The following is a 22,581-nucleotide window of genomic DNA, read 5'->3' as shown; positions in this document are numbered from 1 at the left end:
CGCGCGGAGTGGAGAGAGCCTTGAGCGAGACCGGTGACGCGGTGCCGGGCGCGGCGACCGCGAGGCCGCACGGAGCTCGTCCGGCGCCCACGATCTACGACATCGCCCAGGTTGCGGGCGTGAACCCGTCGACGGTCTCCCGTGCGCTGAGCAAGCCCGGCCGGCTCAACGCGAAGACGGAGAAGCGCATTCAGGATGCCGCCAAGCAGCTGGGCTATCGCGCGAACCCGATGGCGCGCGCGTTGCCCACCGGACGCACGCACACGCTCGGGCTGATTCTGGCGGACATCACGAACCCGGTCTTCTTCGATGTGGTGCGCGGCGCGGAACGCGCTGCGGCGAACGCGGGCTACACACTCCTGGTCGCCGAGTCGCAGGAGTCGGGAGAGCGCGAGGCCGCGGCGACCGAGCGGGTGGCACCGTCTGTCGACGGCATCGTGCTCGGGGCGACGCGCCTGGGCGACGATCAGATCCGCGCGCTGGCTGAGACGAAGCCGGTGGTCGTGATCAACCGTGCGGTGAGCGGTGTCGACGACATCGTCCCCGACCTCGCGACCGGCATCGACGAGGCGCTCGACCATCTCGCGGAGCTGGGGCACACTGCCCTCGCCTATCTCTCCGGTCCGTCGCAATCATGGATGAGCCGCGCGAGATGGCAGCTGCTCATCGAGCGTGCTGCAGCGCGAGGTATGACGATCGTGGAGATCGGCCCGAGCTCGCCGACGATCGAAGGCGGGCGCGAGGTGTTCGCGCGAGTGGCGACATCCGGAGTCACTGCCGTGCTGGCCTACAACGACCTGATGGCGATCGGCGTGCTGCGCGCAGCGCGGGAGCAGAAGGTCGATGTGCCCCGCTCGTTGAGCGTCGTGGGGTTCGACGACATCTTCGGCTCGGACTTCACCTCTCCCGCCCTGACCACTGTGCGCTCGCCGCTGGACCTCGTGGGCGAGTTCGCCGTGCAGCGCGTGCTTGACCGGGTGGAAGCGCGAGAGGGGACGGCAGGCGAGGGCGGCGCAACCCTGTCGACCACTCTCGTGGTGCGGGACTCGACGGGGCCGACGGGCAAGTAGAGGCCGCCGGACGTAAGTGGCGCATCGGTCCACGCGAATGGCAACCGGTTGTCAAATGGAATACCATGCCGAAGACGAAGGAGTGATTCGTGAAGCTGCAACTCGATCCCGACCGGCTCTTCCCCGTGGACACCAGGGGGCGAGAGATCGCTCGCGAGCTGTACGAATCGGTTGCGGACGCGCCGATCATCTCGCCTCATGGGCATGTGGATCCCGGCATCCTCCTGCGTGACGAGCCGTTCGGCGACGCCGCCGAACTCTTCATCCGCTACGACCACTACGTGACGCGGGTGCTGCACTCGGTCGGAATCTCGCTGTCCGAACTCGGGTTGCCGACCTCGGACGGCGCGGATGCCGCCGCCGGGTCGCGCGACGTGTGGCGCACCTTCAGCGCGAACTGGCATCTCTACGCGGGCACCGCCTCCGGCTATTGGCTGCAGAGCACGTTCGCCGAGCAGTTCGGCCTGACCGAGCAACCCGACGCCGAGAACGCGGACCGGCTCTTCGAGGCCATCCAGGCGAAGCTGGACGATCGGGCCTTCCGGCCACGAGCACTTTTCGCCAGATTCGGCATCGAGGTGCTGGCCACCACGGATGACCCGATGTCGGATCTGCACGTGCACGACGCGCTTGCTGCGGATCCGACGTTCACCGGCCGTGTCGTTCCGACCTTTCGACCTGATGCCTACCTGAATCCGCTCGCCGACGGCTGGAAAGAACGCGTGGAGTCTCTGGCGTCCTGGAACGGCACGAACCCGGGCGGCTTCCGCGGCTACCTCGACGCCCTCGCCGGGCGGCGCCACTATTTCGTCGAGCACGGCGCGGTCTCCGCGGATCACGGCACCCCGCAACCGCTTGCCATCGACCTGGAGGAGGGCGAGGCATCCAGGCTGTTCGAACAAGCCTTGGCCGGGACGCTCGATGACGCGGGCGCCCGGGCTTTCAGCGCTCACATGCTTTTCCAGATGGCGCGCATGAGCGTGGACGACGGCCTCGTCATGACCGTGCACCCCGGCGTGTTCCGCAACCACCACACCGAGACTCTGCAGAGATACGGCGCCGACACGGGCCATGACCTCCCGGTGCGCACGCACTACGTGGAGCCGCTCCGACCCTTGCTCGAGCGCTTCGGCAACGCGCCGGGCTTTCACCTGGTGCTGTTCACCGTGGACGAGACATCGTTCTCGCGCGAGATCGCGCCGCTGGCAGGCTTCTACCCGAGCGTGTTCATCGGGGCACCATGGTGGTTTCTGGACGCGCCGGACGCCGTGCAGCGCTTCCGCGCCGCGTCGACGGAGACCGCTGGGTTCTACAAGGGCTCCGGCTTCGTCGACGACACGCGCGCGTTCATGTCCATCCCCGCGCGCCACGACATGTCACGCCGCCTGGATGCCGCCTACCTCGCCCGCCTCGTCGGCGAGGGCCGGATCGACCTCGAACGCGCGCAGAGCGTGATCGTCGACCTCGTCGTGAACCAGCCCAAGAAGGTCTTCAAGCTGTGAGCCCCGACACCACGGATACCCGAACGCCGGTGCCGCTGACACCACGCGCTTTCGAGGAGCGAACCGGTGCGCCGCTGCGGCGGCCGCCCGTGCGCATCGTCCACCTCGGCCTCGGAGCGTTCCATCGCTCGCACCAGGCCTGGTACACGGCTCACGCGAGCGATGCCGACGAGTGGGGGATCGCGGCGTTCACCGGTCGCAGCGCAGTCGCTGCGCGGGAACTCCAGCCACAAGGCGGCCTGTACACCCTGGTGCAGAGAGCCCCGGAAGGCGACGAGTTCGAAGTGCTCACCGCTCTCGTCGAGGCGGAGGACGGTGGCGATCTGGCGCGGTTCTGCGAAGTGATGGCGGCGGCGCCGACGGCGATCGTGACGCTCACTGTCACGGAACCCGCCTACCGGGTGCGGCCCGATCACACCGTGAACACCGACGATGCCGTCGTCGCGCACGACGTGAGCTGGCTGATCGAGGCGCTGCAGACATCCGACCCGCTGGCACGCGTGGGGGGACCGACGACCACCCTCGGCCGACTCCTGCTCGGGCTCGAGCTTCGTCATCGGGCCGGCCGCGGGCCGGTTGCGGTCGTGCCCTGCGACAACATGCCGCACAACGGCCCTCTGGTGCGCGATGGCCTGCTCTCGCTCGCGAGGCTCACCGGCGCGCGGAGCATCCGCTGGATCGCCGAGGAGGTGTCGTTCGTCTCGACCTCGGTCGATCGCATCACGCCGAAGACGACTGAGGAAGAGCTGCACGAGGTGGCCGCGGAGACGGGGTGGATCGACGCCGCGGCCGTGGTCTCCGAGCCGTTCCACGACTGGATCCTGAGCGGCGACTTTCCGGCCGGACGGCCGGCCTGGGAGACCGTCGGTGCCCGGTTCGTCGACGACATCGAACCCTTCGAGCGCCGCAAGCTGTGGCTGCTCAACGGAGCGCACTCCCTGCTCGCCTACGCCGGTGCACTCCGTGGCCACGTGACGGTCGCCGAGGCGATCGCGGATGCCACCTGCCTGGCCTGGGTGCAGCAGTTCTGGGATGAGGCGGTGCGGCACCTGCCCGCTGAGGGTCTCGACCTCGGCGACTACCGTGCCGCGCTGCTGGCGCGGTTCGGCAACGCGCGCATCGAGCACCGGCTTGCTCAGATCGGCATGGAAGGCACGACGAAGCTGCGCGTGCGCGTCGCGCCGATCGTGCTGGCGGAGCGCGCCGCGGGGCGCAGCGGTGAAGCGGGGATGCGCGTGCTCGGCTCGTGGATCGCGCTGCTGCGCCGTGGACCGCTGCCCGACGCGCAGCAGGATGCGGTGCGAGCCGCTCTCGGCATCCCTGACTCGACCGAATCGGTCGCGGCGCTGGTGGGCCTGGTCGATCCGCAACTCGCCGACGCGGCGGACGTCGTGGATCGGGTAGCCCGGATCGCCGCGGAATAGTGTCAAAGAAGAATCAACTCACGGAGAACCCATGAACATCGAGAAGGCCGAGGTGCTGGTCTCCAGCCCCGGACGCAACTTCGTGACGCTGCGCATCACGACCGACGACGGGCTGACGGGCCTCGGAGATGCGACGCTGAACGGCCGCGAGCTGGCCGTCGCGGCCTACCTCACGGAGCACGTCGTGCCGCTGCTGCTCGGTCGCGATGCGCACCGCATCGAGGACACCTGGCAGTACCTCTACCGTGGCGCGTACTGGCGTCGCGGCCCCGTGACGATGGCCGCGATCGCCGCCGTCGACACGGCGCTGTGGGACATCAAGGCCAAGGCCGCCGGCTTGCCGCTGTACCAGCTGCTGGGCGGCAAGAGCCGTGAGGGCCTGATGGTGTACGGGCACGCATCCGGGCTCGACATTCCCGAGCTGTTCGACTCGATTCGCGAGCACCTCGAGGAGGGCTACCGCGCGGTACGCGTGCAGACGGGCATCCCCGGGCTGCCATCGGTCTACGGAGTGGCGCACAGCAAGAACGCCGCGGCCGGTTCGGCCAGCGGCAGCGACGCGCGCTACGACTACGAGCCGGCTCGCCGCAATGCGATCCCGGTCGAGGAGAGCTGGGACACCCGGGCCTATCTGCGCCACGTGCCGGCCGTGTTCGAGGCCGTGCGCAACGAGTTCGGTCCCGAGCTGCCGCTGCTGCACGACGCGCACCACCGCCTGACGCCGATCCAGGCCGCCAAGCTCGGCAAGTCGCTGGAACCCTACGACCTCTTCTGGCTCGAGGATGTCACGCCCGCAGAGAACCAGGCCGCCCTGCGTCGCGTGCGTGAGCACACCACGACGCCGCTGGCCATCGGCGAGGTGTTCAACACGGTCTGGGACTATCGCGAGCTGTTCGAGGAGCAGCTGATCGACTACGTGCGCTCGCCCATCACGCACGCCGGCGGGATCACCGCGCTGCGTCGCATCCTGGACTACGCCGCTATCTACCAGATCAAGTCCGGCATGCACGGACCGACCGACGTCTCCCCCGTCGGGCTGGCGGCGGGCATCCATCTGGGCATCGCCATTCAGAACTTCGGCATGCAGGAGTACATGATGCACAGTCCCGCTACTCTCGAGGTGTTCCGCACCACGTTCAGTTTCGAGAACGGGATGCTCGCGCCGAGCGAGGCGCCCGGGCTCGGCATCGAGTACGACGACGAAGCCGCGGCCGGGTACGCGTATGCGTCGGCCTACCTTCCGGTGAACCGCCTGCTCGACGGTTCCATGCACGACTGGTAGTCCTGAGGGCGAGTCTCTGCCGCACGTGCCCGGATGCTCGGCGATCCTGAAGGCGGGCGACTCCGAGGAAGAGCGACCCTGAAGGCGGGCGGCTCTGAACGAGGAGGACGGCAATGGTGGACTGGGCGCTGGTGTTCGACCTGTTCGGAACGTTCTTCTTCGCCATCTCCGGTTCGCTGCTGGCCGCCCGGCGCGGATTCGACATCGTCGGGTCGCTGTTGCTCGGCTCGCTCACCGGGCTCGGCGGCGGGGTCATCCGCGATCTGGTCATCGGTGTGACGCCCACCGCTTTTGCGAAGCCGATCTACCTGGTGCCGCCGCTGGCAGCCATGGTGTTGGTGTTCGTGCTGGTCCGCGTCGTCGAGCGGTTCTCGCGCACCCTTCTGATTTTCGACGCCGGAGGGCTGGCGCTGTTCTGCACCACCGGCACGCTCACGGCACTGCACGCGGGGCTCAATCCCGTGGCGGCCGCGGCCCTCGGCGTCACGACCGCCATTGGCGGCGGTCTGATGCGCGACGTCGTGGCGAACCGGGTTCCGCAGCTCTTCAACCCGCATGACATCTACGCGCTGCCGGCCATGCTCGGCGCCGCGCTGATAGCGGTGCTCTGGCAGGTGCACTGGTACAGCGCGATCACGACTGTGATCGTGGCAGCGATCGTGTTCGCGCTGCGGGTGCTGTCGCTGCACTTCCGCTGGCACATCCCGCGCGCCGTGGCTGATCGCGGGTACGAACCGCCCGAACGAGCGTCATAGGGGCGTTCGATGGTTCGTGACTCTGCGTGGATGCGCCGCGGCGGGATCGGGTGTGGCAAGACGGCGGCCCGGGCCGCGCAGGTTCCGGACCACTCAAGTCCCGACCACTCAAGTCCGGAGCACGCTGGCCCGGGACCACGCAGGCGCCGGGCCGCTCAATGAGGAGAAGGAGGAATCCGATGACGGACACGGAACGGATCGTCGCGGACTACGAGGCGGTGCGCGGGGATCAGGAGGCCCTCTACCGGGATCTGCACGAGCATCCCGAACTGTCGCATCAGGAGACCCGTACCGCGGAAAAGGTGATCGACGGACTGAGAACATGGGGCTTCGACGTCGTCGACGGCGTCGGCGGAACCGGTGTGGTCGGAGTGCTGGCGAACGGCGCGGGACCGACCGTGCTGCTGCGCGCGGACATGGATGCCCTCCCCGTCGAGGAGGACACCGGCGTCCCCTACGCGAGCACACAGGTCGCGACCGATGCCGCGGGCGCGCGGGTGCCCGTCATGCACGCCTGCGGACATGACGTGCACGTGGCGAGCCTGATGGGCGCGGCGCGTCTGATGGCATCCCACACGGATCTCTGGCACGGCACCCTGCTCGCACTGTTCCAACCTGCCGAGGAGACCGGCGACGGTGCGCGCGGCATGGTGGATGACCACCTGTTCGACCGCGTCCCGCACCCGGACGTCGCGCTCGCGCAGCACGTGCTTCCGGGACCGACCGGTCACGTCGGTGTGCGCAACGGCGCCGTGCTGTCGACGGCGCAGAGCATGCGGGTGACGGTGTACGGACGCGGTGGGCACGGGTCGATGCCTCAGAACACGATCGACCCCGTCGTCCTCGCCGCGATGATCGTCGTACGGCTACAGGTGCTCGTCTCGCGCGAAACCGCACCGACCGACCCGGCGGTGCTCACCGTCGGGAGCCTGCGGGCGGGCACCAAGAGCAACATCATCCCCGATACCGCGGTGCTCGAACTGAACGTACGCGCGTACTCGGCGGAGACGATGGCCCGGCTGCTCGACGGCATCGAGCGGGTCGTGAGGGCGGAGTGCGAGGCGAGCGGATGCCCGCGCGAACCCGAGATCGAACGCTTCGGCGCGTTCCCGATCACCGAGAACGATTCCGAGACGACCGAGCGGATCGAGGAGGCCTTCCGGGACCTCTTCGGAGACTCGGTCGGGATCCTCGACCTGCAGACCGCGAGCGAGGACTTCAGCGACCTGCCGAACGCCCTCGGCATCCCGTATTCGTACTGGGGGCTCGGCGGCATCGACACGGCGACGTGGGACAAGGCGGTGGCGGCAGGGCGGGTGCTAGAGGACATCCCCGTGAACCACTCGCCGAAGTTCCTGCCGGTGATGCAGCCGACGCTGAAGACCGGCACGTCGGCCCTCGTCGCCGCGGCGATGTCGTATCTCGGCAAGGAGGCCTGAGGGCAAAGGCGGGCGGGACTCTCCACCTCCTCGGCGGGGCTCAGGGGTGCGCGATGACGATGCCCGCGCTGGAGCCGCGCGGAGCATCCATCGCCACCAGGACATCGATCGCGCCGCCGAGATCGGTCACCGAGCCGATCAGCGCGGCGGGGTCGAGCTTGTCATCGGCGATCAGGTCCAACATCGCGGGGTAGTCGCGGGCGCTCATGCCGTGCGACCCGGCGACGGTCAACTCCCACGCGATCACGCGCTCCCACGGCAGCGGTGCGTTCGCCGCGTCGCCGAGCATGAGGCCGATCTGCACGTGACGCCCTCGGCGACGCAGGCTGCGTATCGCGGATGCCGCGGTGCCGGCCGATCCGAGCGCGTCGACGGTCAGGTGCGCGCCGCCGCCCGTCGCTTCGACGACGCGCTGTTCGAGGGCTTCCGGCCGCCCGCTGCCCTGCGATCGCCCCGCATCGTCCGGCTCCGTGGTGCCCGCGCGCACCACATTCGAGGCGCCGAGCTCGCGCGCCCGCTCGAGCGCGGCATCCGACACGTCGACCGCGGTGACGCGGGCCCCGAGCGCGGAGGTGATCATCACGGCCGAGAGCCCCACGCCACCGCAGCCGAAAACGGCGACCTCCTCGCCGGGCAGCACACGGCCGTGCACGGTGACGGCGCGGAAGGCGGTGGCGAAGCGGCAGCCGAGCGCGGCAGCGGCGTCGAAGTCGACGGCATCCGGAAGGCGCACCAGGTTCGTGTCGGCAGCGGTGACGATCACGTACTCGGCGAACGACCCGTCACGCGTGAAGCCGGGCTGCGTCTGATCCGGGCACACCTGCGCGTCGCCGTGCCGGCACCACTCGCAGTGGCCGCAGCCGTTGACGAACGGGGCGGTGACCCGATCGCCGGGCTCGAACCTCATGACTCCGGGCCCGACGGCCTGCACCACGCCGGCGAACTCGTGGCCGGGCACCATCGGCAGCGGCACGGGATCGTGACCGCGCCACGCGTGCCAGTCGGAACGGCACACGCCCGTCGCCTCGACGCGGATCAGCGCCCCGTCCGGCGGGCAGTCGGGAATCGGCACCTCGGTCAGGCGTGGCCGCTCGTGCACCGCGGAGTACTGGACCGCACGCATCGTCTCCGTCACGCGACCATTCTTGTCGCGGGGAGCGTTCCGCGCTCCGCTCCCAGGACATCCGAGCCGATGGGCACACTCCGTACAACTGCCGCCGTGTACTGCAGAAGTGCTTCGTTCACTCCGTAGGCTCGAGATGGCCGGATGGCGGCCCTATGACAACGCGACGACACAACGGCGCAAGCAGAAGCCAGGAGATCGATGCACGACATCTTCAGCTCCACCGCGTTCATCGCGGCGACAGTAGCGACCGGGTTGCTCGCCGGCGTGTTCCAGCTCTACGCCTTTGCCGTGATGCCGGGGCTGCGCCGCGTGGACGACCGCACCTTCGTCGCCGCGTTCGGCGCGTTGGACCGAGCAATCGTGAATCCGTGGTTCCTGCTCGTCATCTTCTTCGGAGCGCCGGTGCTCTCCGCGCTCGCCCTCGCCGGCGCATGGGGCGAGAGCAGTGGCGCATGGGCGACCGGCGCGTTGGCCGGCACGGTGACTTCTGTCATCATCACGGTTGTCGTGCACCTCCCGGCTAACAACGCGCTCAAGGCCGCGGACGATTCCGTGATGGATGCCGGTGCGATACGCCGCCGATTCAGGGAAGCTCGCTGGGCCGCATGGAATCTTGTTCGCGCCGTCTTGAGTACCGCCAGTGCGGTCGGCCTCGGCATCGGCCTTGCAGTGAGCCAGTAGCTCCGCTCGCGCCCTGGGCTTGAGGGAAACGGCGGGGCGAGACGCCGGGCAGCGGTGTGAGCGCCGACCGGCCGCGGGAGGCGCCTCAGCGCTCCTTCAGGCGCTCGGCGAGGTAGGCATCCAGGCCCGCAAGCGGCACCCGCTCCTGGCCCATGGAGTCGCGATCGCGCACCGTCACCGCATTGTCGTCGAGCGAGTCGAAGTCGACGGTGACGCAGAACGGGGTGCCGATCTCGTCCTGGCGGCGGTAGCGGCGGCCGATGGCGCCGGAATCGTCGAACTCCACGTTGCGGTGCCGGCGCAGCTCGTCGGCGAGCGAGCGGGCCAGCGGCGACAAGCGCTCGTTGCGCGACAACGGCAGCACGGCCACCTTCACGGGAGCCAGGCGCGGGTCGAGCTTCAGCACGGTGCGGATGTCGGTGCCGCCCTTCGCGTTCGGCGCCTCCTCCTGGTGATACGCGTCGACCAGGAACGCCATCATCGATCGTGTCAGGCCGAACGAGGGCTCGATCACGTAGGGCACATAGCGCTCGCCGGATGCCTGGTCGAAGAAGGACAGATCCTTGCCGGATGCCGCGATGTGGTTCTTGAGGTCGAAGTCGGTGCGGTTCGCCACACCCATCAGCTCTCCCCAACCCTTGCCCGCGAAGCCGAACTCGTACTCCACGTCGATCGTGCGGTCGGAGTAGTGCGCGCGCTCGCCGTCGGGAACATCGAGCTTGCGCATGTTGCCCGGGTCGATCCCCAAGTCGACGAACCAGTTCCAGCACTCGTCCACCCAGTGGTCGAACGCCTCAGGGGCGTCGGCGGCGGGCACGAAGTACTCGATCTCCATCTGCTCGAACTCGCGGGTGCGGAAGATGAAGTTGCCCGGCGTGATCTCGTTGCGGAACGCCTTGCCGACCTGGCCGACGCCGAACGGCGGTTTCATGCGCGCCGCCTGCACCACATTGGCGAAGTTCACGAAGATGCCCTGGGCCGTCTCGGGGCGCAGGTAGTGCAGGCCGGACTCGTCGTCGACCACGCCGACGTGCGTCTTCATCAGACCGGAGAACGACCGGGGTTCGGTCCACTGCCCGCGCGTGCCGCAGTCGGGGCAGACGATCTCCGCGAGGCCGTCCTTCGGTGCACGGCCCTTCTTGGCCTCGAACGCCTCGATCAGGTGGTCCTCGCGGTGCCGGTGGTGGCAGTTCAGGCACTCCACGAGCGGGTCGGTGAACGTGGCGACGTGCCCAGACGCCTCCCAAACGCGTGTCGGAAGGATGACGGCCGAATCGAGCCCGACCATGTCACCGCGTCCGCGCACGAACGTCTGCCACCACTGCCGACGGATGTTCTCCTTGAGCTCGACGCCGAGGGGGCCGTAGTCCCAGGTGGAACGCGATCCGCCGTAGATCTCGCCCGACTGGAAGACGAACCCGCGGTGGCGGGCGAGGGCGATGACGGCGTCAAGCGCTTTCTGGTCGGGCATGGCATGCCTTTCGAGGATCAGGTGGAGGAAGTCGATGATCGGGCGGAGGGAAGCAGGCGCGGCAACCGCATTCCACCCGGGAAGTCGTCGGTCATCCCTAGTTTACTGGGGAGGAGAAGAGGGCCCGGATCGGAGCGAGATGGCACAGCAGGCGAAGCGACGCATCGTGATCGCGGGCGCGTCGGGAACGATCGGCTCGGCACTGGCGGCGCGGCTGGAGGCATCCGGGGACGAGGTCGTGCGCCTGGTGCGCAGGCCGGTGCGCGCGGAGGGCGAGGCGCGCTGGGAGCCTGCGGCGGGCATCCTCGATCCTGCTGTCGTGAGCGGTGCGGATGCCGTGGTGTGCCTTTCCGGGGCCTCAATCAGCCGTCTGCCCTGGACGCCTGCGTACAAGCAGACCGTGCTGCGGTCGCGCTGGGACGCGACCCAGACGATCGTGGGTGCCGTGCGTGCAGCACAGCGCACTCCCGGCGTGCTCGTGAACGCGTCGGCAGTCGGGTTCTACGGCGACCGCGGGAACGAAGATCTGACCGAAGACTCCGCGCACGGCGCCGGATTCCTGTCTGCTGTCGTGAAGGCGTGGGAGGAAGCGGCGGAACCGGCGTCGGAGGTTACCAGGCTCGTGCTGGTGCGCACCGGCATGGTCGTGGGCCCGGGAGGTGCGCTCGCGCCGCTGCGGCTACTGGTCCGGCTCGGGCTCGCCGGACCGATCGGCACGGGTCGCCAGTGGTGGCCGTGGATCAGTCTGCGTGACGAGGTGGCCGCCATCGACCACCTGATCGGGTCGACGCTGAGTGGTCCGGTGAACTTCGCCGGGCCCAATCCGGCAACGGCGGCGGGCTTCATGCGCGAGCTCGCCCGACAGCTGCGTCGACCGTACGGTTTTCCGACGCCGGCGTTCGCACTGCGCCTGGCGTTGCAGAACGCCGCCGACGAGCTCCTGCTCACCAGCCAGCGGATGCTCCCTGCCGCGCTCCTGAACGACGGCTTCCGCTTCCAGGACGAGCACGTCGGGGACGCGATCGCCGCGTCTGTCCCCCCGCCTAACTCGTGACGTCGGTATCTTCCCGGCGGGCCTCGATGGCATCCGCGACCCGTTCCGTCGCCAGCGCGATGCGACGGAGGTACGCCAGAACGCTGATGCCTGCGAGCACCACCAGCACGATTGCGATGAGAATCAGCAAGTCCATGCGGTAACGCTACCCGGCGCGAGTGGCGACAAAATTGCTACGACGAGGCCGTGGCGTGCGGCCTAACCCAGTCCCACGGTGGGGGCGAGCGTGGAGGCGTACGCGACCTGGGACGGACATCCATCGAGGATGCGCGCGATCGCATCGTGCTCGGCCGGCGTCACCCACAGGTGATACGCGGCCTTCACCGACACCTGGTGCGCGACGTAAGGACACCGGAACGGCTTGTTCGGCGGGAGCCAGGTGGCGGCATCCCCGTCGCTCTTGCGCTCGTTGGTCGGGCCGTCGACGGCGACGAGGTTCACGGGGTCGTTCGCGAGCGTCTCACGCTGCTGCTGCGTGAGCTGCTGCGCACCGGTGGCCCAGGCGTTCGACAGCGCCACCATGTGATCGATCTGCACGGCGAGAGATGTTCTGACGCCGCGTTGGAAATCGATGGTCTTGCCGGTGTACGGATCGTGCAGCACGCCGGTCTCCACCTGGCACGAGCCCTCCTTGGCGATGTCGGTGAGGTCTCGGGCGAGAACGTCGTCGCGGGTGTCGCAGTGGTTGTGGTCGACGTCTTTCCACGCCTCGCCGAAGTCGCCGACTCGGTCGTATCCGGTGTGCGGCGCGGGTCCCTTGACCGGAAGCGTCGCGAGCAGGGCGAGAGCCGTGCCTGCTGCGCCCGACGCGCTGCCGGCATCCGTCGACTCACCGCCTGATGTCGATTCGCTGGCCGACGGGGCGGGCGACTGAGACGAACTGGTGGCGACGCCGGAAGCGTCGGGCGATGCTGCGGTGGCGTCGAGAGAGCAGCCGACGAGCAGGATGCCCGTGGTCGCCAGGGCGAACACGGCACCGAGCCGGCGCCGGAGGAGGGATGCGGACATGCGGTTCTTTCGCTGCGGGGGCCGGTGCGTGGCCCGCTTCGACAGTATCGACGGGCGATGACATCGCTGTATCCCCAGAACGCAGGGCATCCGGGCAGAGCACGGCGCCCGCGGGGCTCACGTGCCGTCCGCTGGGCGCCGGCGCCTTGATCCGCCCGGAGGAACGCCGGGTCCGGGCGGGAAAACGTGGGCCAAAGCTACACCAGCCGCATGTGAACGTAAAGAAAGCTCGGCTTTCTCCCATGCAACAGGCTTGCCATCGTCACGGAGGAATAGACCGCGCGAACACAGGCCGGAGGGGGCGCCGCGGCACTTTGCCGTTCAGACCGTGAGGAGGACTTTCGTCGCCCGGCGCTCGTCCATCGCTCGGTAGCCTTCGGCGGCCTGATCGAGGGGCAGAACGAGGTCGAACACTCTGCCCGGCTCGATCGTGCGGTTCCAGATGAGCTGGATGAGCTCGGGCAAGTACTGCCGCACTGGCGCGGGTCCGCCGTGCAGGTGCACTCCGGTGTTGAACAGTTCGATGCCCGGGATCGCCACGTCGTGCGAGACGCCGACGAAGCCGGTGTGGCCGCCGGCGCGGGTGGCCCGGATGGCCTGCATCATCGACTCCTGGGTGCCGACGGCCTCGACGACGCTGTGCGCTCCCAGGCCTTCGGTGAGCTCCTTGATCTTCGCCACGCCGGCGTCGCCGCGCTCTTCGACGATGTCGGTCGCGCCGAATTCGCGCGCCAGCTTCTGCCGATCGGCGTGCCGTGACATGGCGATGATCCGCTCGGCCCCGAGCTGTTTCGCGGCGAGAATTGCGCACAGGCCGACGGCGCCGTCACCGACCACCGCCACCGTGGCGCCGGGGCCCGCGTGCGCGGCGACGGCGGCGAACCATCCCGTGCCCAGCACATCCGAGAGCGCCAGGAACGACGGGATCAAGTCGGGATCGGGCATTCCCGGTGTCGCGACCAAGGTCCCGTCGGCGAGTGGTACGCGCGCACGCTCGGCCTGTGTGCCGATCGTTCCCATGAGGACCCGATGCACGCAGTGCGACTGGTATCCGGCGCGGCAGATCTCGCAGGTGTTGTCGGATGCCCAGAACGAGCCGACGACGAAGTCGCCGACCTTCACGTTCTTCACCTCAGAGCCGATCTGCTCGACGACACCCACGTACTCGTGCCCCATCACCGCGTCGTGCACCTTGTCGGCGCCGCGGTACGGCCACAGATCCGACCCGCAGATGCACGTCGCTGACAGCCGGATGACGGCATCCGTCGGCTCGATGATCGTGGGATCTTCCCGTTCCTCCACCCGGACATCGCCGGGCGCGTGCATCACAACACCACGCATCAGGTGGCCTCCTTCGCTTCATGCTGCTTCCAGCAAACCCCCATCGCCCGCCGCACGGGAGTCCTTTGTCATGAGGTGTGCCGACAGTCACTGCGTAATAGCCTGACGGGCATGCCCACGCACATCCTCGCCATCGACCAGGGAACGACGAGTACGAGGGCCATCGTGTTCGATCACGCGGGCAGCGTCGTCGCGACAGGACAGCGCGAACACCGGCAGATTTTCCCCCGCGCAGGCTGGGTCGAGCACGACCCCATGGAGATCTGGCACAACACGCGCGAGGTGATCGGCGTGGCGCTGGGCAAAGCGAACATCACCCGACACGAAATCGCCGCGGTGGGCATCACGAACCAGCGCGAGACCGCAGTCGTGTGGGACAAGAACACGGGCAAGCCGGTCTACAACGCCATCGTGTGGCAGGACACGCGCACGCAGGACTTCGTCGACCGTCTGGCTGCCGACGGCGGCACCGATCGGTTCGCACAGGATGTCGGCCTTCCGTTGGCCACGTACTTCGCCGGGACCAAGATCGCCTGGATCCTCGAGAACGTCGACGGGGCGCGCGAGAAGGCAGAACGCGGCGACCTGCTGTTCGGCACCACCGACACCTGGGTGCTGTGGAACCTCACCGGCGGCAAGCACGACGGCGTGCACGCGACCGATGTGACGAACGCGTCGCGCACGCTGTTCATGGATCTGAAGACCCTCGACTGGCGCGACGACATCCTCGAGGAGTTCGGCGTGCCGCGCTCGATGCTGCCGCAGATCCGGTCGTCGAGCGAGGTGTACGGAACCGCGGAGTCGCACAGCCTGCTGCGCGAGACCCCGATCGCGGGCATCCTCGGTGACCAGCAGGCCGCCACCTTCGGGCAGGCCGCGTTCGGCGCCGGTGAATCGAAGAACACGTACGGAACGGGCAACTTCGTCATCGTCAACACCGGCGAAGAGATAGTGCACAGCGCGAACGGCCTCATCACGACGCTCGCCTACCGCCTCGGCGACGAGGCGCCGCGCTACGCGCTCGAAGGGTCGATCGCCGTCACGGGATCGCTCGTGCAGTGGCTGCGCGACAATCTGGGTCTCATCAGCGACGCGCGCGAGGTCGAGAAGCTGGCGGCATCCGTCGACGACAACGGCGGCGCGTATATCGTGCCTGCGTTTTCGGGACTGTTCGCGCCCTACTGGCGACCGGATGCCCGTGGTGCGATCGTCGGCCTCACCCGCTTCGTCAACAAGGCCCACCTCGCCCGCGCCGCCCTCGAGTCCACCGCGTATCAGACGTGCGATGTGCTCGAGGCGGTGGAACAGGACACCGGAACGCGGCTGGCGGAGCTCAGGGTCGACGGGGGGATGACGGCGAATGCGCTGCTCATGCAGTTCCAGGCGGATGTCCTGGGCATCCCGGTCGTGCGCCCGACCGTCACCGAGACCACGGCTCTGGGCGCCGCGTACGCGGCCGGCCTCGCCGTCGGCTTCTGGAAGGACCGCGACGAGCTCCGCGCGAACTGGCAGGAGGGCGCGCGGTGGGAGCCGACATCCGATCGTGACGACGTCGAGCGGCTGTACCGCACCTGGAAGAAGGCGGTCACGAGAACGTTCGACTGGGTCGAGGACTGACCGTCAGGACTCCTGTAACGATGGTGCTCGCGGCGACGGGCCGATACCGTGGCGGACAACAGCCGGAAGGAGACCGACATTTTCGGGAATTCATTGATGGGCGGGGTCGCCGTCACAGTGGCCATCATCTTCGAAGCGGCCATCGCAGCCCTGTTCATCTGGATCGGGTATCTGGTGATTCGCGCCGCTGTGCGGAGCGCGATGGACGACCATTACCGCAAGGTGCAGTGGTATCAGGAGACCGGGCTCTGGTACAGCGCACGACCGCCGAAGGGCTTGCCGGGCGCGTCCGAGCTCAGCAAGCGCGACCGCAAGGACTTACCCGAAGACGAGCGGCCCGAAGCATAGCGACCACCGTTTCGGATCGGGTCGAAGTCGCAGCCAGGACAGCCCTCGTTCACTCGGCGCACAAACACCGCGGGTATCATCGCCTCACCCCTCTCATGAAGAAGTGATCGCCCTGATACGAGTACTCAGCTACAACCTCCGCAAGAACCACGCGACGGGCGAGTTGCTCGATTTGGCCGCATCCACGGGCGTGGATGTGATGTGCCTGCAAGAGGCCGACACCACCGTGCTGCCGAATGAGGTGGGCACGTTGACGCTCGCGGACTCCACGAAGCGCAATCGCCTCGGCCTTGCCGTGTACTACCGCGAAGACCGCTTCAAGCTGCAGGGCACCGACACGTACGAGCTGAAGAAGTCACTGCATGATCGCGTGCTGGCGCCCGCGCACGAACGCCTGGTCGGAACGCTGCTCGAGGATGCCGCCACCGGTCGCCCGATCGTCGTCGCCTCGTTCCACGCCGCGCCGCTCACCGCGCTGAACTCTCTGCGGCGTACGCAGATCCACGCCGCGCACGCCGAACTGCTGCGGCTGGGCCACGGCGCTCCCACGCTCATGATCGGCGACTACAACTACCCGTTCTTCACGCACGCTCTCGGGGAGAAGGTGAAGGCATCCGGGTACGACATGTCGCTGAGCGACCGCAAGACGTACACGCGCTACAAGTTCTTCAAGGGGCACTTCGACTTCGTGACGTCGGCGGGTCTACACGTGCAGGGAGTGGAGACGCTGCCGCGCGGGGACTCCGATCACATGCCGATCGTCGTTTCAGCCGAGTACGGAGCGGCCACGGCCGAGGGATAGACCCGCTGAGCGCGGGCCAGGCGACAGACTGCCGGGCGACTCACGTGCCGACCGAGGCATGGTCGGTCGAACAGCCGCGGTGATGAGCGATCCGGCGGCGTAGCCGGGGCATAGGCCGCTGGTTACGATTAACGGGTGACCGCCCTCGTCGAACTCTCCACCGCTGAACTGCGCTCGCTGCACGAGCAGTTGACCGCGGACTACGACGCGCTCGTGAAGCGCGGACTGCACCTCGACATCACGCGCGGAAAGCCGTCGGCCGCGCAGCTGGATCTCTCGAACGAGTTGCTCGAGCTGCCCGGCGAGCACGACTACCGCGACGCCGCGGGCACGGACCTGCGCAACTACGGAAACACGCAGGGAATCACCGAGCTGCGCGCCCTCTTCTCCGACGTGCTGCGCGTTCCCGTGCCGCAGCTTCTGGCGCTCGGCAACTCGAGTCTCACCGTCATGCACGACATCGTCGCCCAGGCGATGCTGCACGGGCTGCCCGAGAGCGAGCGGCCGTGGTCGCGCGAAGAGACCGTCTCGTTCCTCTGCCCCGTTCCCGGGTACGACCGGCATTTCGCGGTGACCGAGCACCTGGGCATCCGCATGATCCCGGTGCCGATGACGGATGCCGGCCCCGACGTCGCCGAGGTCGAGCGCCTGCTCGCCGAAGACCCCACCATTCGCGGCATGTGGTGTGTTCCGGTGCATTCGAACCCGACCGGCGCGATCTACAGCGAGGAGGTCGCGAGGGCTCTCGTGTCGCTGCCGGCGGCATCCGATTTCCGCATCTTCTGGGACAACGCGTACGTGGTGCATCACCTGACGGACGACGTGCCCGAGCCGATCGACATACTGTCTTTGGCGGCCGAGGCGGGGAACCCGAATCGTGTTCTTGTGTTCGCCTCGACGTCGAAGATCACGTATCCGGGCGCGGGTGTCGCATTCTTCGGCTCCTCGCCCGAGAACGTGTCGTGGTTCCTCAGCCACTCCGCCGTGCAGTCCATCGGGCCGGACAAGATCAACCAGCTGCGGCACGTGCGGTTCTTGAAGGACGCGCAAGGCGTCGCCGACCACATGCTGAAGCATCGCGAGATCATCGCTCCGAAGTTCGCCGAGGTCGAGGAGGTGCTGCGCCGTCGGCTCGCGCCGTACGAGGCCGCTACGTGGACCTCTCCGTCCGGCGGGTACTTCGTGAGCCTCGACGTGCACGATGGATGCGCCGCGCGAGCGGTCGCGCTCGCCGCGCAGGCGGGCATCGCCGTCACCCCCGCGGGATCGACGTATCCGTACCACCGCGACCCGCGCGACGCGAACATCCGCATCGCCCCGACGATGCCTCCGCTCTCCGAGCTCGTGGAGGCGATGGAAGGGCTGTGCACCGCGGTGCTGCTCGCCGAGGTCGAGCGCCTGGTGGGCGTCGCCGACTGAGGCCCCTGTTCGACGAGGGGCCCGGCGGAGAAGACGTCCCGGTCCCGCCTGGTTCCTCCTGTCGGGTTCGGTCCGGTTTCGTCCTGTCCGGTTTCGTCCTGTCCGGTTTCGTCCCGGTCCCGGGCCTCGCCGTCCGTCCCTCTACCACCTGTGGCGACACTATTTCAGGTCATTTCGACCCAGGACGCAGATACATCGATGTGACTCGAAATGACCTGAATTAGTGTCCGGGAGGCCCCGGCAGCGGCGCGGGCGGGAGGGGCGCGGTGTCGACGCGTGCGGTCGTGTCCGGCGCAGCGACCCGCGCGGTCGTCTCCGGCGCTGCGACGCGTGCGGTCGTCTCCGGTGCCGCGACCCGCGTGGTCGTGTCCGGCGCTGCGACCCGCGCGGTCGTGTCCGCTGCCGCGACCTGCGCGGGGGCGTCCGGGGCCGCTTTCGGACGGCCGGGCAGCGCCAGCGCGAGCAGGGTGGCCAGAGCGGCGAACGCGATCGCCCACCAGAACGCGAGGTCGTAGGCGGTCGCCGCGCCGGAGGTGCCCTGCGCGGCGTGCGTCGTGAGACCGGACTGCAGAATGACGGCGAGCACGGCCGTGCCGAACGAACCGCCGAGCTGCTGGGCGGTGCGGGTGATGATGCTCGAGTGCGGAATGTCGGGGCGCTCCAGTCCCTGGAACGACGCCACCATCAGCGGCATCACGATGGCACCCAGCCCGAAGCCGCGCACCAGCAGCACGGCCATCAGGAACCACTCGTTGGTGGTCGCGGTGCTGAACGCGAACGGGATCGTGGCGAGGCCGACGATCGCGAAGCCGGCGACACCGACCCAGCGAGCGCCGATCGAGTCGGAGAGCCGGCCGGCGAGTGTGCGGCTGAGCAGCGTGCCGATGCCCTGCGGAATGAGGAACAGACCGGCGGCGAGCACATCCATCCCGCGCAGCTGCTGCAGGTAAAGGGGGAGCAGCAGCATGATGCCGTACGCGGCAATGCCGCTGAGGAACAGCAGCGCGGATGCCGACCACACCGATCGATGCCGAAGCAGTCGCAGATCGACCAGCGCCCGATCCCCGCGCCGCAGGGCCCAGGCGACGAACGCCGCCAGAAGCACCGCGCCGACCGTTATCGGCAGCCAGGCGTCCGTTGCGGCGAAGCCGTCGGTGCCCGCGGAGTTCGACAGGCCGAGCAGCAGCGCCACGAGCGACGGCAGGAGCAGAACCATGCCAACGATGTCAAGACGCGGCCGGGCCGCCGGGCGGACGTCCCGCGGCAGCAGGCGCCAGGCGAGGAACAGGCCGACGACGCAGAACGGTACGTTGACCCAGAAGATCCACCGCCAGTCGAGCCAGTTCAAGATGATGCCGCCCACGGCGGGACCGAGGATCGGACCCAGCATGGCCGGAAGACCGACCGTCGCCGCGATGCGCCCGAGGTTCTTGCCGCCGGCCGCCTGCATGAGGAGCGTCTGCATCAGCGGCAGCATGATGCCGCCGCCGACACCCTGCAGCACGCGGAACGCGATGAGCGATTCGGCATTCCAGGCGAGGCTGCTGAGGATCGATCCCAGCAGGAAGAGCGAGAGGGCGAACATCCAGGCGCGTTTGCCGCCGAAGCGCTGCTGGATCCATGCGCTGAGCGGCACGGTGGCGGCGAGGGCCAGCACGTAACCGGTGGTCACCCACTGGATCGTGGAGACCGAGACGTGCAGGTCTTTCGAGAGCGTGTGCAGGGCGACGCTCATGATCGTGGTGTCGAAGACGACGGCGAGAACGCCGACGATCAAGGCGCCGGCGACGCGATTCACGGAGGGGCTCGCGGCGGCCTGGTCGCCCGAGGCACCCGCTGCGGGGCTGGTGCCGGCCGCCGGGGATGCGGCATCGTCGCGGCGCGACGTGTTGGTCTGGGGGCGTTTCGCGCTCATGGTGACCTTTCATTTAGATACAATCGTGTATCTAAATGGACACGCTACGCCGATTGGATAAGATACACAAGTGGATCTTGAAGCGGATGGCCCATCCACTCGCCGACGCGGGCCGGAGCTCGAGGCTGCGCTGCTCGACGCGGCGTGGGACGAACTGACAGAGAAGGGCTACAGCGGTCTGACGTTCGATGCGGTCGCCGAACGCGCGCACACGAGCCGCCCCGTGATCTACCGGAGATGGTCCGAGCGCGAGTCCCTCGTGCTGGCGGCGATCCGGCATCACTACGACGCCGAGCCGATCGACATTCCCGACACCGGATCCCTGCGCGGCGACCTTTACGCGCTGCTGCGTCTGGCGAGCGATCGCCGGGCCGATATGGCCGTGATGATCAGCGCGCAGCTCGCCGGTCTGTTCAGCGAGACGGGCATGTCACTGGGAACGGCGAGGGAGCGCCTGCTCGGCCAGGGGACGATATGGGACACCGTCATCCTCACGCGCGCGCAAGAACGCGGCGAGATCGACCTTGATGCCGTGCCCGCGCGGGTGCAGAGCCTTCCGTTCGACCTGATGCGGCACGAGCTGCTGATGACGCACGAGCCGGTCTCCGACGAGTTCATCGCCACCGTCGTCGACGAGATGTTCCTGCCGCTGGTGGCGCATCACATGGACTACGGGAACGGCGTCGTTCCGCCAGACTGATCGGGTGCCCCGATCCGCGACACTGAACCGGCCGCTGGCGCTGCTCGCCGCCGTCGGCATGTCGATGGAGAACCTCGACGGCACGATCATCCAGACCGCCGCACCCGCCATGGCCCACGACTTCGGCGTGCGCGCCGTCGACCTGAACCTCGCGATGACGGCATACCTGCTCACGGTGGCCGTGTGTGTTCCGGTCAGCGGATGGCTCGCGGACCGGTTCGGGGAACGTCGCGTGTTCGCGACCGCCATCGCCGTCTTCACCGTGGCATCCGTGCTCTGCGCCGTCTCCGTCAGCCTCCCGGAACTCAGCGCGGCTCGTGTGCTGCAGGGCGTCGGCGGCGCGATGATGGTGCCGGTCGGTCGACTCGCCGTGCTGCGCGGGCTCGACCGGCGCGACCTGTTGGATGCCATGGCCTACCTCACCTGGCCCGCTCTCGTCGCGCCTGTGATCGCGCCGGCGCTGGGTGGCATCCTCACCGACACGGTCGGTTGGCCGTGGGTGTTCCTCATCAACATCCCGTTCGGGATCGTTGCATTCGTCGCGACCTGGTGGATCGTGCCCGACAACCGTGGCGCACAGCGGCGCCGGCTCGACTGGTCGGGATTCGCCTTCGCCGGTGTCGCGCTCGCCGCACTCGTGCTCGGCATGGAAGAGATCGGGGCGACGCCGACGAACTGGTGGTGGGCCTGCTCCTACCTCGTGGTGGCGGCGGCAGCCGGCGCAGCGGGAGTGGCGTGGATGCGGCGAGCCAGGCATCCGCTGCTCGACTTCTCCGCGCTGCGGATCGATACATTCCGCGTGGGGAATGTAGGTGGAGGGGTGTACCGGCTCATCATCAGCGCGGCGCCGTTCCTCTTCACGCTGCTCTTCCAGGTGGGTTTCGGATGGAGTGCGGCGCAGGCCGGGCTTCTCGTCGGTGCCGTGTTCGTCGGCAACATCGCGATCAAGCCGCTGACGACGCCGCTGATCCGACGTTTCGGATTCCGCGGCGTGATCGTCGGCAGCAACCTGCTGGGGGCGGTGGTCTTCGTGGCCTGCATGTTCATCGATCCGGCGACCCCGCTCTGGGCCATTCTGGTGCTGCTCTTCTTCAGCGGCGTCTTCCGGTCCATCGGGTTCAGCGGCTACAACTCGATGCAGTTCGCCGACGTGCCGGCCGAGCGCATGACCTCCGCCAACACTCTGGCCTCCACGATGCAGCAGGTCGCGGTCGGGCTCGGCATCGCCGTCGCGGCGCTGATCGTGCGGTTCACCACCGCGCTTGCGGGCGCGCTCGGACCGGTGGATGTCTGGCTCGGCTATCGCTGGGCGCTCGCCGTGGTCGCGTTGCTGCTGATGTTCCCGCTCGTGGAGGCCGCGCTCCTGCCGAAGCACGCCGGGGAGCACGCGACGCGTCGGTAGCCGTCAACGGAAGTCCCGACCGCCGGGCCGTCGCGCAGGTCCGACAGTTCCGAAGGACGTGCCGATATGCGAACGCAGATGGAGTTCGAGTCGCCATCTGTCCTCCGGAACGGTCTGCGGGCACGGCCCTCGGGGATGGTCTGCGGGGGCGGATCCGGGGGACGGCTCTCGGGGATGGCCTGCGGGGAACGGCTCTCGGGGAACGGTTCTCGGGGACGGTCCCCG

General features: G+C 68.4%; 20 protein-coding genes. 14 read left to right on the top strand and 6 right to left on the bottom strand.

Going from position 1 to position 22,581, the window contains the following annotated elements:
- Nucleotides 1-20: 20 nt before the first annotated feature.
- The 6 genes from H623_RS0116585 to H623_RS0116560 all read left to right on the top strand — a co-directional run bounded on the left by H623_RS0116585 (nucleotide 21) and on the right by H623_RS0116560 (nucleotide 7,472).
- Nucleotides 21-1,070: a LacI family DNA-binding transcriptional regulator gene (locus H623_RS0116585; protein ID WP_022902051.1), complete on the top strand. Its 1,050-nt coding sequence runs from the start codon at nucleotides 21-23 to the stop codon at nucleotides 1,068-1,070.
- An 89-nt stretch (nucleotides 1,071-1,159) separates the two neighbouring features.
- Nucleotides 1,160-2,572, top strand: a complete 1,413-nt coding sequence (uxaC, locus tag H623_RS0116580; protein WP_022902050.1) for a glucuronate isomerase — start codon at nucleotides 1,160-1,162, stop codon at nucleotides 2,570-2,572.
- Nucleotides 2,569-3,996, top strand: a complete 1,428-nt coding sequence (locus H623_RS0116575; RefSeq protein WP_245559017.1) for a mannitol dehydrogenase family protein — start codon at nucleotides 2,569-2,571, stop codon at nucleotides 3,994-3,996. The genes uxaC and H623_RS0116575 overlap by 4 nt, the downstream gene beginning before the upstream one ends.
- 31 nt (nucleotides 3,997-4,027) lie before the next feature.
- Nucleotides 4,028-5,278 (top strand): D-mannonate dehydratase ManD, encoded by a 1,251-nt coding sequence (gene manD, locus H623_RS0116570; protein WP_022902048.1) that lies wholly within the window; start codon nucleotides 4,028-4,030, stop codon nucleotides 5,276-5,278.
- Between the two features lie 113 nt (nucleotides 5,279-5,391).
- Nucleotides 5,392-6,033, top strand: coding sequence for a trimeric intracellular cation channel family protein (locus tag H623_RS0116565; RefSeq protein ID WP_022902047.1), 642 nt, complete (start codon nucleotides 5,392-5,394; stop codon nucleotides 6,031-6,033).
- 179 nt (nucleotides 6,034-6,212) lie between these two features.
- Complete coding sequence (locus H623_RS0116560) at nucleotides 6,213-7,472, top strand: amidohydrolase (protein ID WP_022902046.1); 1,260 nt, start codon at nucleotides 6,213-6,215, stop codon at nucleotides 7,470-7,472.
- A gap of 40 nt (nucleotides 7,473-7,512) precedes the next feature.
- On the opposite strand, the gene H623_RS0116555 is transcribed toward H623_RS0116560, so the two are convergent.
- Entirely contained in the window at nucleotides 7,513-8,595 is a 1,083-nt protein-coding gene (locus H623_RS0116555; RefSeq protein ID WP_026940484.1) for a zinc-dependent alcohol dehydrogenase family protein, read from the bottom strand.
- A 201-nt stretch (nucleotides 8,596-8,796) separates the two neighbouring features.
- Between H623_RS0116555 and H623_RS0116550 the strand changes: the two genes are divergently transcribed.
- Entirely contained in the window at nucleotides 8,797-9,279 is a 483-nt protein-coding gene (locus H623_RS0116550) for an anthrone oxygenase family protein (RefSeq protein WP_022902044.1), read from the top strand.
- An 85-nt stretch (nucleotides 9,280-9,364) separates the two neighbouring features.
- On the opposite strand, the gene H623_RS0116545 is transcribed toward H623_RS0116550, so the two are convergent.
- Nucleotides 9,365-10,750, bottom strand: coding sequence for a glycine--tRNA ligase (locus tag H623_RS0116545; RefSeq protein WP_022902043.1), 1,386 nt, complete (start codon nucleotides 10,748-10,750; stop codon nucleotides 9,365-9,367).
- 139 nt (nucleotides 10,751-10,889) lie between these two features.
- On the opposite strand from H623_RS0116545, the gene H623_RS0116540 reads away from it, so the two are divergent.
- Complete coding sequence (locus tag H623_RS0116540) at nucleotides 10,890-11,804, top strand: TIGR01777 family oxidoreductase (RefSeq protein ID WP_022902042.1); 915 nt, start codon at nucleotides 10,890-10,892, stop codon at nucleotides 11,802-11,804.
- Here H623_RS0116540 and H623_RS21865 read toward each other — a convergent pair.
- From H623_RS21865 to H623_RS0116525, 3 genes are all read right to left on the bottom strand, one after another.
- Nucleotides 11,794-11,940 (bottom strand): hypothetical protein, encoded by a 147-nt coding sequence (locus tag H623_RS21865; protein WP_022902041.1) that lies wholly within the window; start codon nucleotides 11,938-11,940, stop codon nucleotides 11,794-11,796. The genes H623_RS0116540 and H623_RS21865 overlap by 11 nt on opposite strands.
- Before the next feature lie 62 nt (nucleotides 11,941-12,002).
- A complete protein-coding gene (locus H623_RS20645; protein ID WP_022902040.1) occupies nucleotides 12,003-12,812 on the bottom strand; it encodes an HNH endonuclease family protein in 810 nt (269 codons plus the stop codon).
- A gap of 321 nt (nucleotides 12,813-13,133) precedes the next feature.
- Nucleotides 13,134-14,153, bottom strand: coding sequence for a zinc-dependent alcohol dehydrogenase family protein (locus H623_RS0116525; RefSeq protein WP_026940483.1), 1,020 nt, complete (start codon nucleotides 14,151-14,153; stop codon nucleotides 13,134-13,136).
- Between the two features lie 111 nt (nucleotides 14,154-14,264).
- Here H623_RS0116525 and glpK point away from each other — a divergent pair, with 111 nt between their 5' ends.
- From glpK to H623_RS0116505, 4 genes are all read left to right on the top strand, one after another.
- The gene (glpK, locus tag H623_RS0116520; RefSeq protein WP_022902038.1) at nucleotides 14,265-15,770 is read left to right on the top strand and encodes a glycerol kinase GlpK; all 1,506 of its coding nucleotides are present in this window, start codon (nucleotides 14,265-14,267) and stop codon (nucleotides 15,768-15,770) included.
- A gap of 96 nt (nucleotides 15,771-15,866) precedes the next feature.
- Nucleotides 15,867-16,118 (top strand): hypothetical protein, encoded by a 252-nt coding sequence (locus tag H623_RS0116515; protein ID WP_026940482.1) that lies wholly within the window; start codon nucleotides 15,867-15,869, stop codon nucleotides 16,116-16,118.
- A gap of 112 nt (nucleotides 16,119-16,230) precedes the next feature.
- A complete protein-coding gene (locus H623_RS0116510; RefSeq protein WP_245559019.1) occupies nucleotides 16,231-16,920 on the top strand; it encodes an endonuclease/exonuclease/phosphatase family protein in 690 nt (229 codons plus the stop codon).
- A gap of 135 nt (nucleotides 16,921-17,055) precedes the next feature.
- A complete protein-coding gene (locus tag H623_RS0116505) occupies nucleotides 17,056-18,339 on the top strand; it encodes an aspartate aminotransferase type Ic (protein ID WP_022902035.1) in 1,284 nt (427 codons plus the stop codon).
- 220 nt (nucleotides 18,340-18,559) lie between these two features.
- Here H623_RS0116505 and H623_RS20640 read toward each other — a convergent pair whose 3' ends face one another.
- The gene (locus H623_RS20640) at nucleotides 18,560-20,254 is read right to left on the bottom strand and encodes an MDR family MFS transporter (RefSeq protein ID WP_022902034.1); all 1,695 of its coding nucleotides are present in this window, start codon (nucleotides 20,252-20,254) and stop codon (nucleotides 18,560-18,562) included.
- A gap of 70 nt (nucleotides 20,255-20,324) precedes the next feature.
- On the opposite strand from H623_RS20640, the gene H623_RS0116495 reads away from it, so the two are divergent.
- Nucleotides 20,325-20,954 carry a TetR/AcrR family transcriptional regulator gene (locus tag H623_RS0116495; RefSeq protein WP_022902033.1) on the top strand — a complete coding sequence of 210 codons (630 nt, stop codon included), beginning with the start codon at nucleotides 20,325-20,327 and terminating at the stop codon, nucleotides 20,952-20,954.
- A 4-nt stretch (nucleotides 20,955-20,958) separates the two neighbouring features.
- Nucleotides 20,959-22,356, top strand: coding sequence for an MFS transporter (locus tag H623_RS0116490; RefSeq protein ID WP_022902032.1), 1,398 nt, complete (start codon nucleotides 20,959-20,961; stop codon nucleotides 22,354-22,356).
- Nucleotides 22,357-22,581: the final 225 nt, after the last annotated feature.

The organism is Humibacter albus DSM 18994, assembly GCF_000421825.1.
Taxonomy (GTDB): domain Bacteria; phylum Actinomycetota; class Actinomycetes; order Actinomycetales; family Microbacteriaceae; genus Humibacter; species Humibacter albus.
The sequence above is the reverse complement of the archived record's forward strand: the minus strand, read 5'-3'. Positions and strand labels throughout refer to the sequence as shown.

What these genes read in the sequence shown, in the direction of transcription:
- H623_RS0116555 (WP_026940484.1), bottom strand. Translation starts at nt 8,595, where the DNA reads ATGCGTGCGGTCCAGTACTCCGCGGTGCACGAGCGGCCACGCCTGACC.
- H623_RS0116515 (WP_026940482.1), top strand. Translation starts at nt 15,867, where the DNA reads ATGGGCGGGGTCGCCGTCACAGTGGCCATCATCTTCGAAGCGGCCATC.
- manD (WP_022902048.1), top strand. Translation starts at nt 4,028, where the DNA reads ATGAACATCGAGAAGGCCGAGGTGCTGGTCTCCAGCCCCGGACGCAAC.
- H623_RS0116545 (WP_022902043.1), bottom strand. Translation starts at nt 10,750, where the DNA reads ATGCCCGACCAGAAAGCGCTTGACGCCGTCATCGCCCTCGCCCGCCAC.
- H623_RS21865 (WP_022902041.1), bottom strand. Translation starts at nt 11,940, where the DNA reads ATGGACTTGCTGATTCTCATCGCAATCGTGCTGGTGGTGCTCGCAGGC.
- glpK (WP_022902038.1), top strand. Translation starts at nt 14,265, where the DNA reads ATGCCCACGCACATCCTCGCCATCGACCAGGGAACGACGAGTACGAGG.
- H623_RS20645 (WP_022902040.1), bottom strand. Translation starts at nt 12,812, where the DNA reads ATGTCCGCATCCCTCCTCCGGCGCCGGCTCGGTGCCGTGTTCGCCCTG.
- H623_RS0116565 (WP_022902047.1), top strand. Translation starts at nt 5,392, where the DNA reads ATGGTGGACTGGGCGCTGGTGTTCGACCTGTTCGGAACGTTCTTCTTC.
- H623_RS0116560 (WP_022902046.1), top strand. Translation starts at nt 6,213, where the DNA reads ATGACGGACACGGAACGGATCGTCGCGGACTACGAGGCGGTGCGCGGG.
- H623_RS0116550 (WP_022902044.1), top strand. Translation starts at nt 8,797, where the DNA reads ATGCACGACATCTTCAGCTCCACCGCGTTCATCGCGGCGACAGTAGCG.
- H623_RS0116540 (WP_022902042.1), top strand. Translation starts at nt 10,890, where the DNA reads ATGGCACAGCAGGCGAAGCGACGCATCGTGATCGCGGGCGCGTCGGGA.
- H623_RS20640 (WP_022902034.1), bottom strand. Translation starts at nt 20,254, where the DNA reads ATGAGCGCGAAACGCCCCCAGACCAACACGTCGCGCCGCGACGATGCC.
- H623_RS0116525 (WP_026940483.1), bottom strand. Translation starts at nt 14,153, where the DNA reads ATGCGTGGTGTTGTGATGCACGCGCCCGGCGATGTCCGGGTGGAGGAA.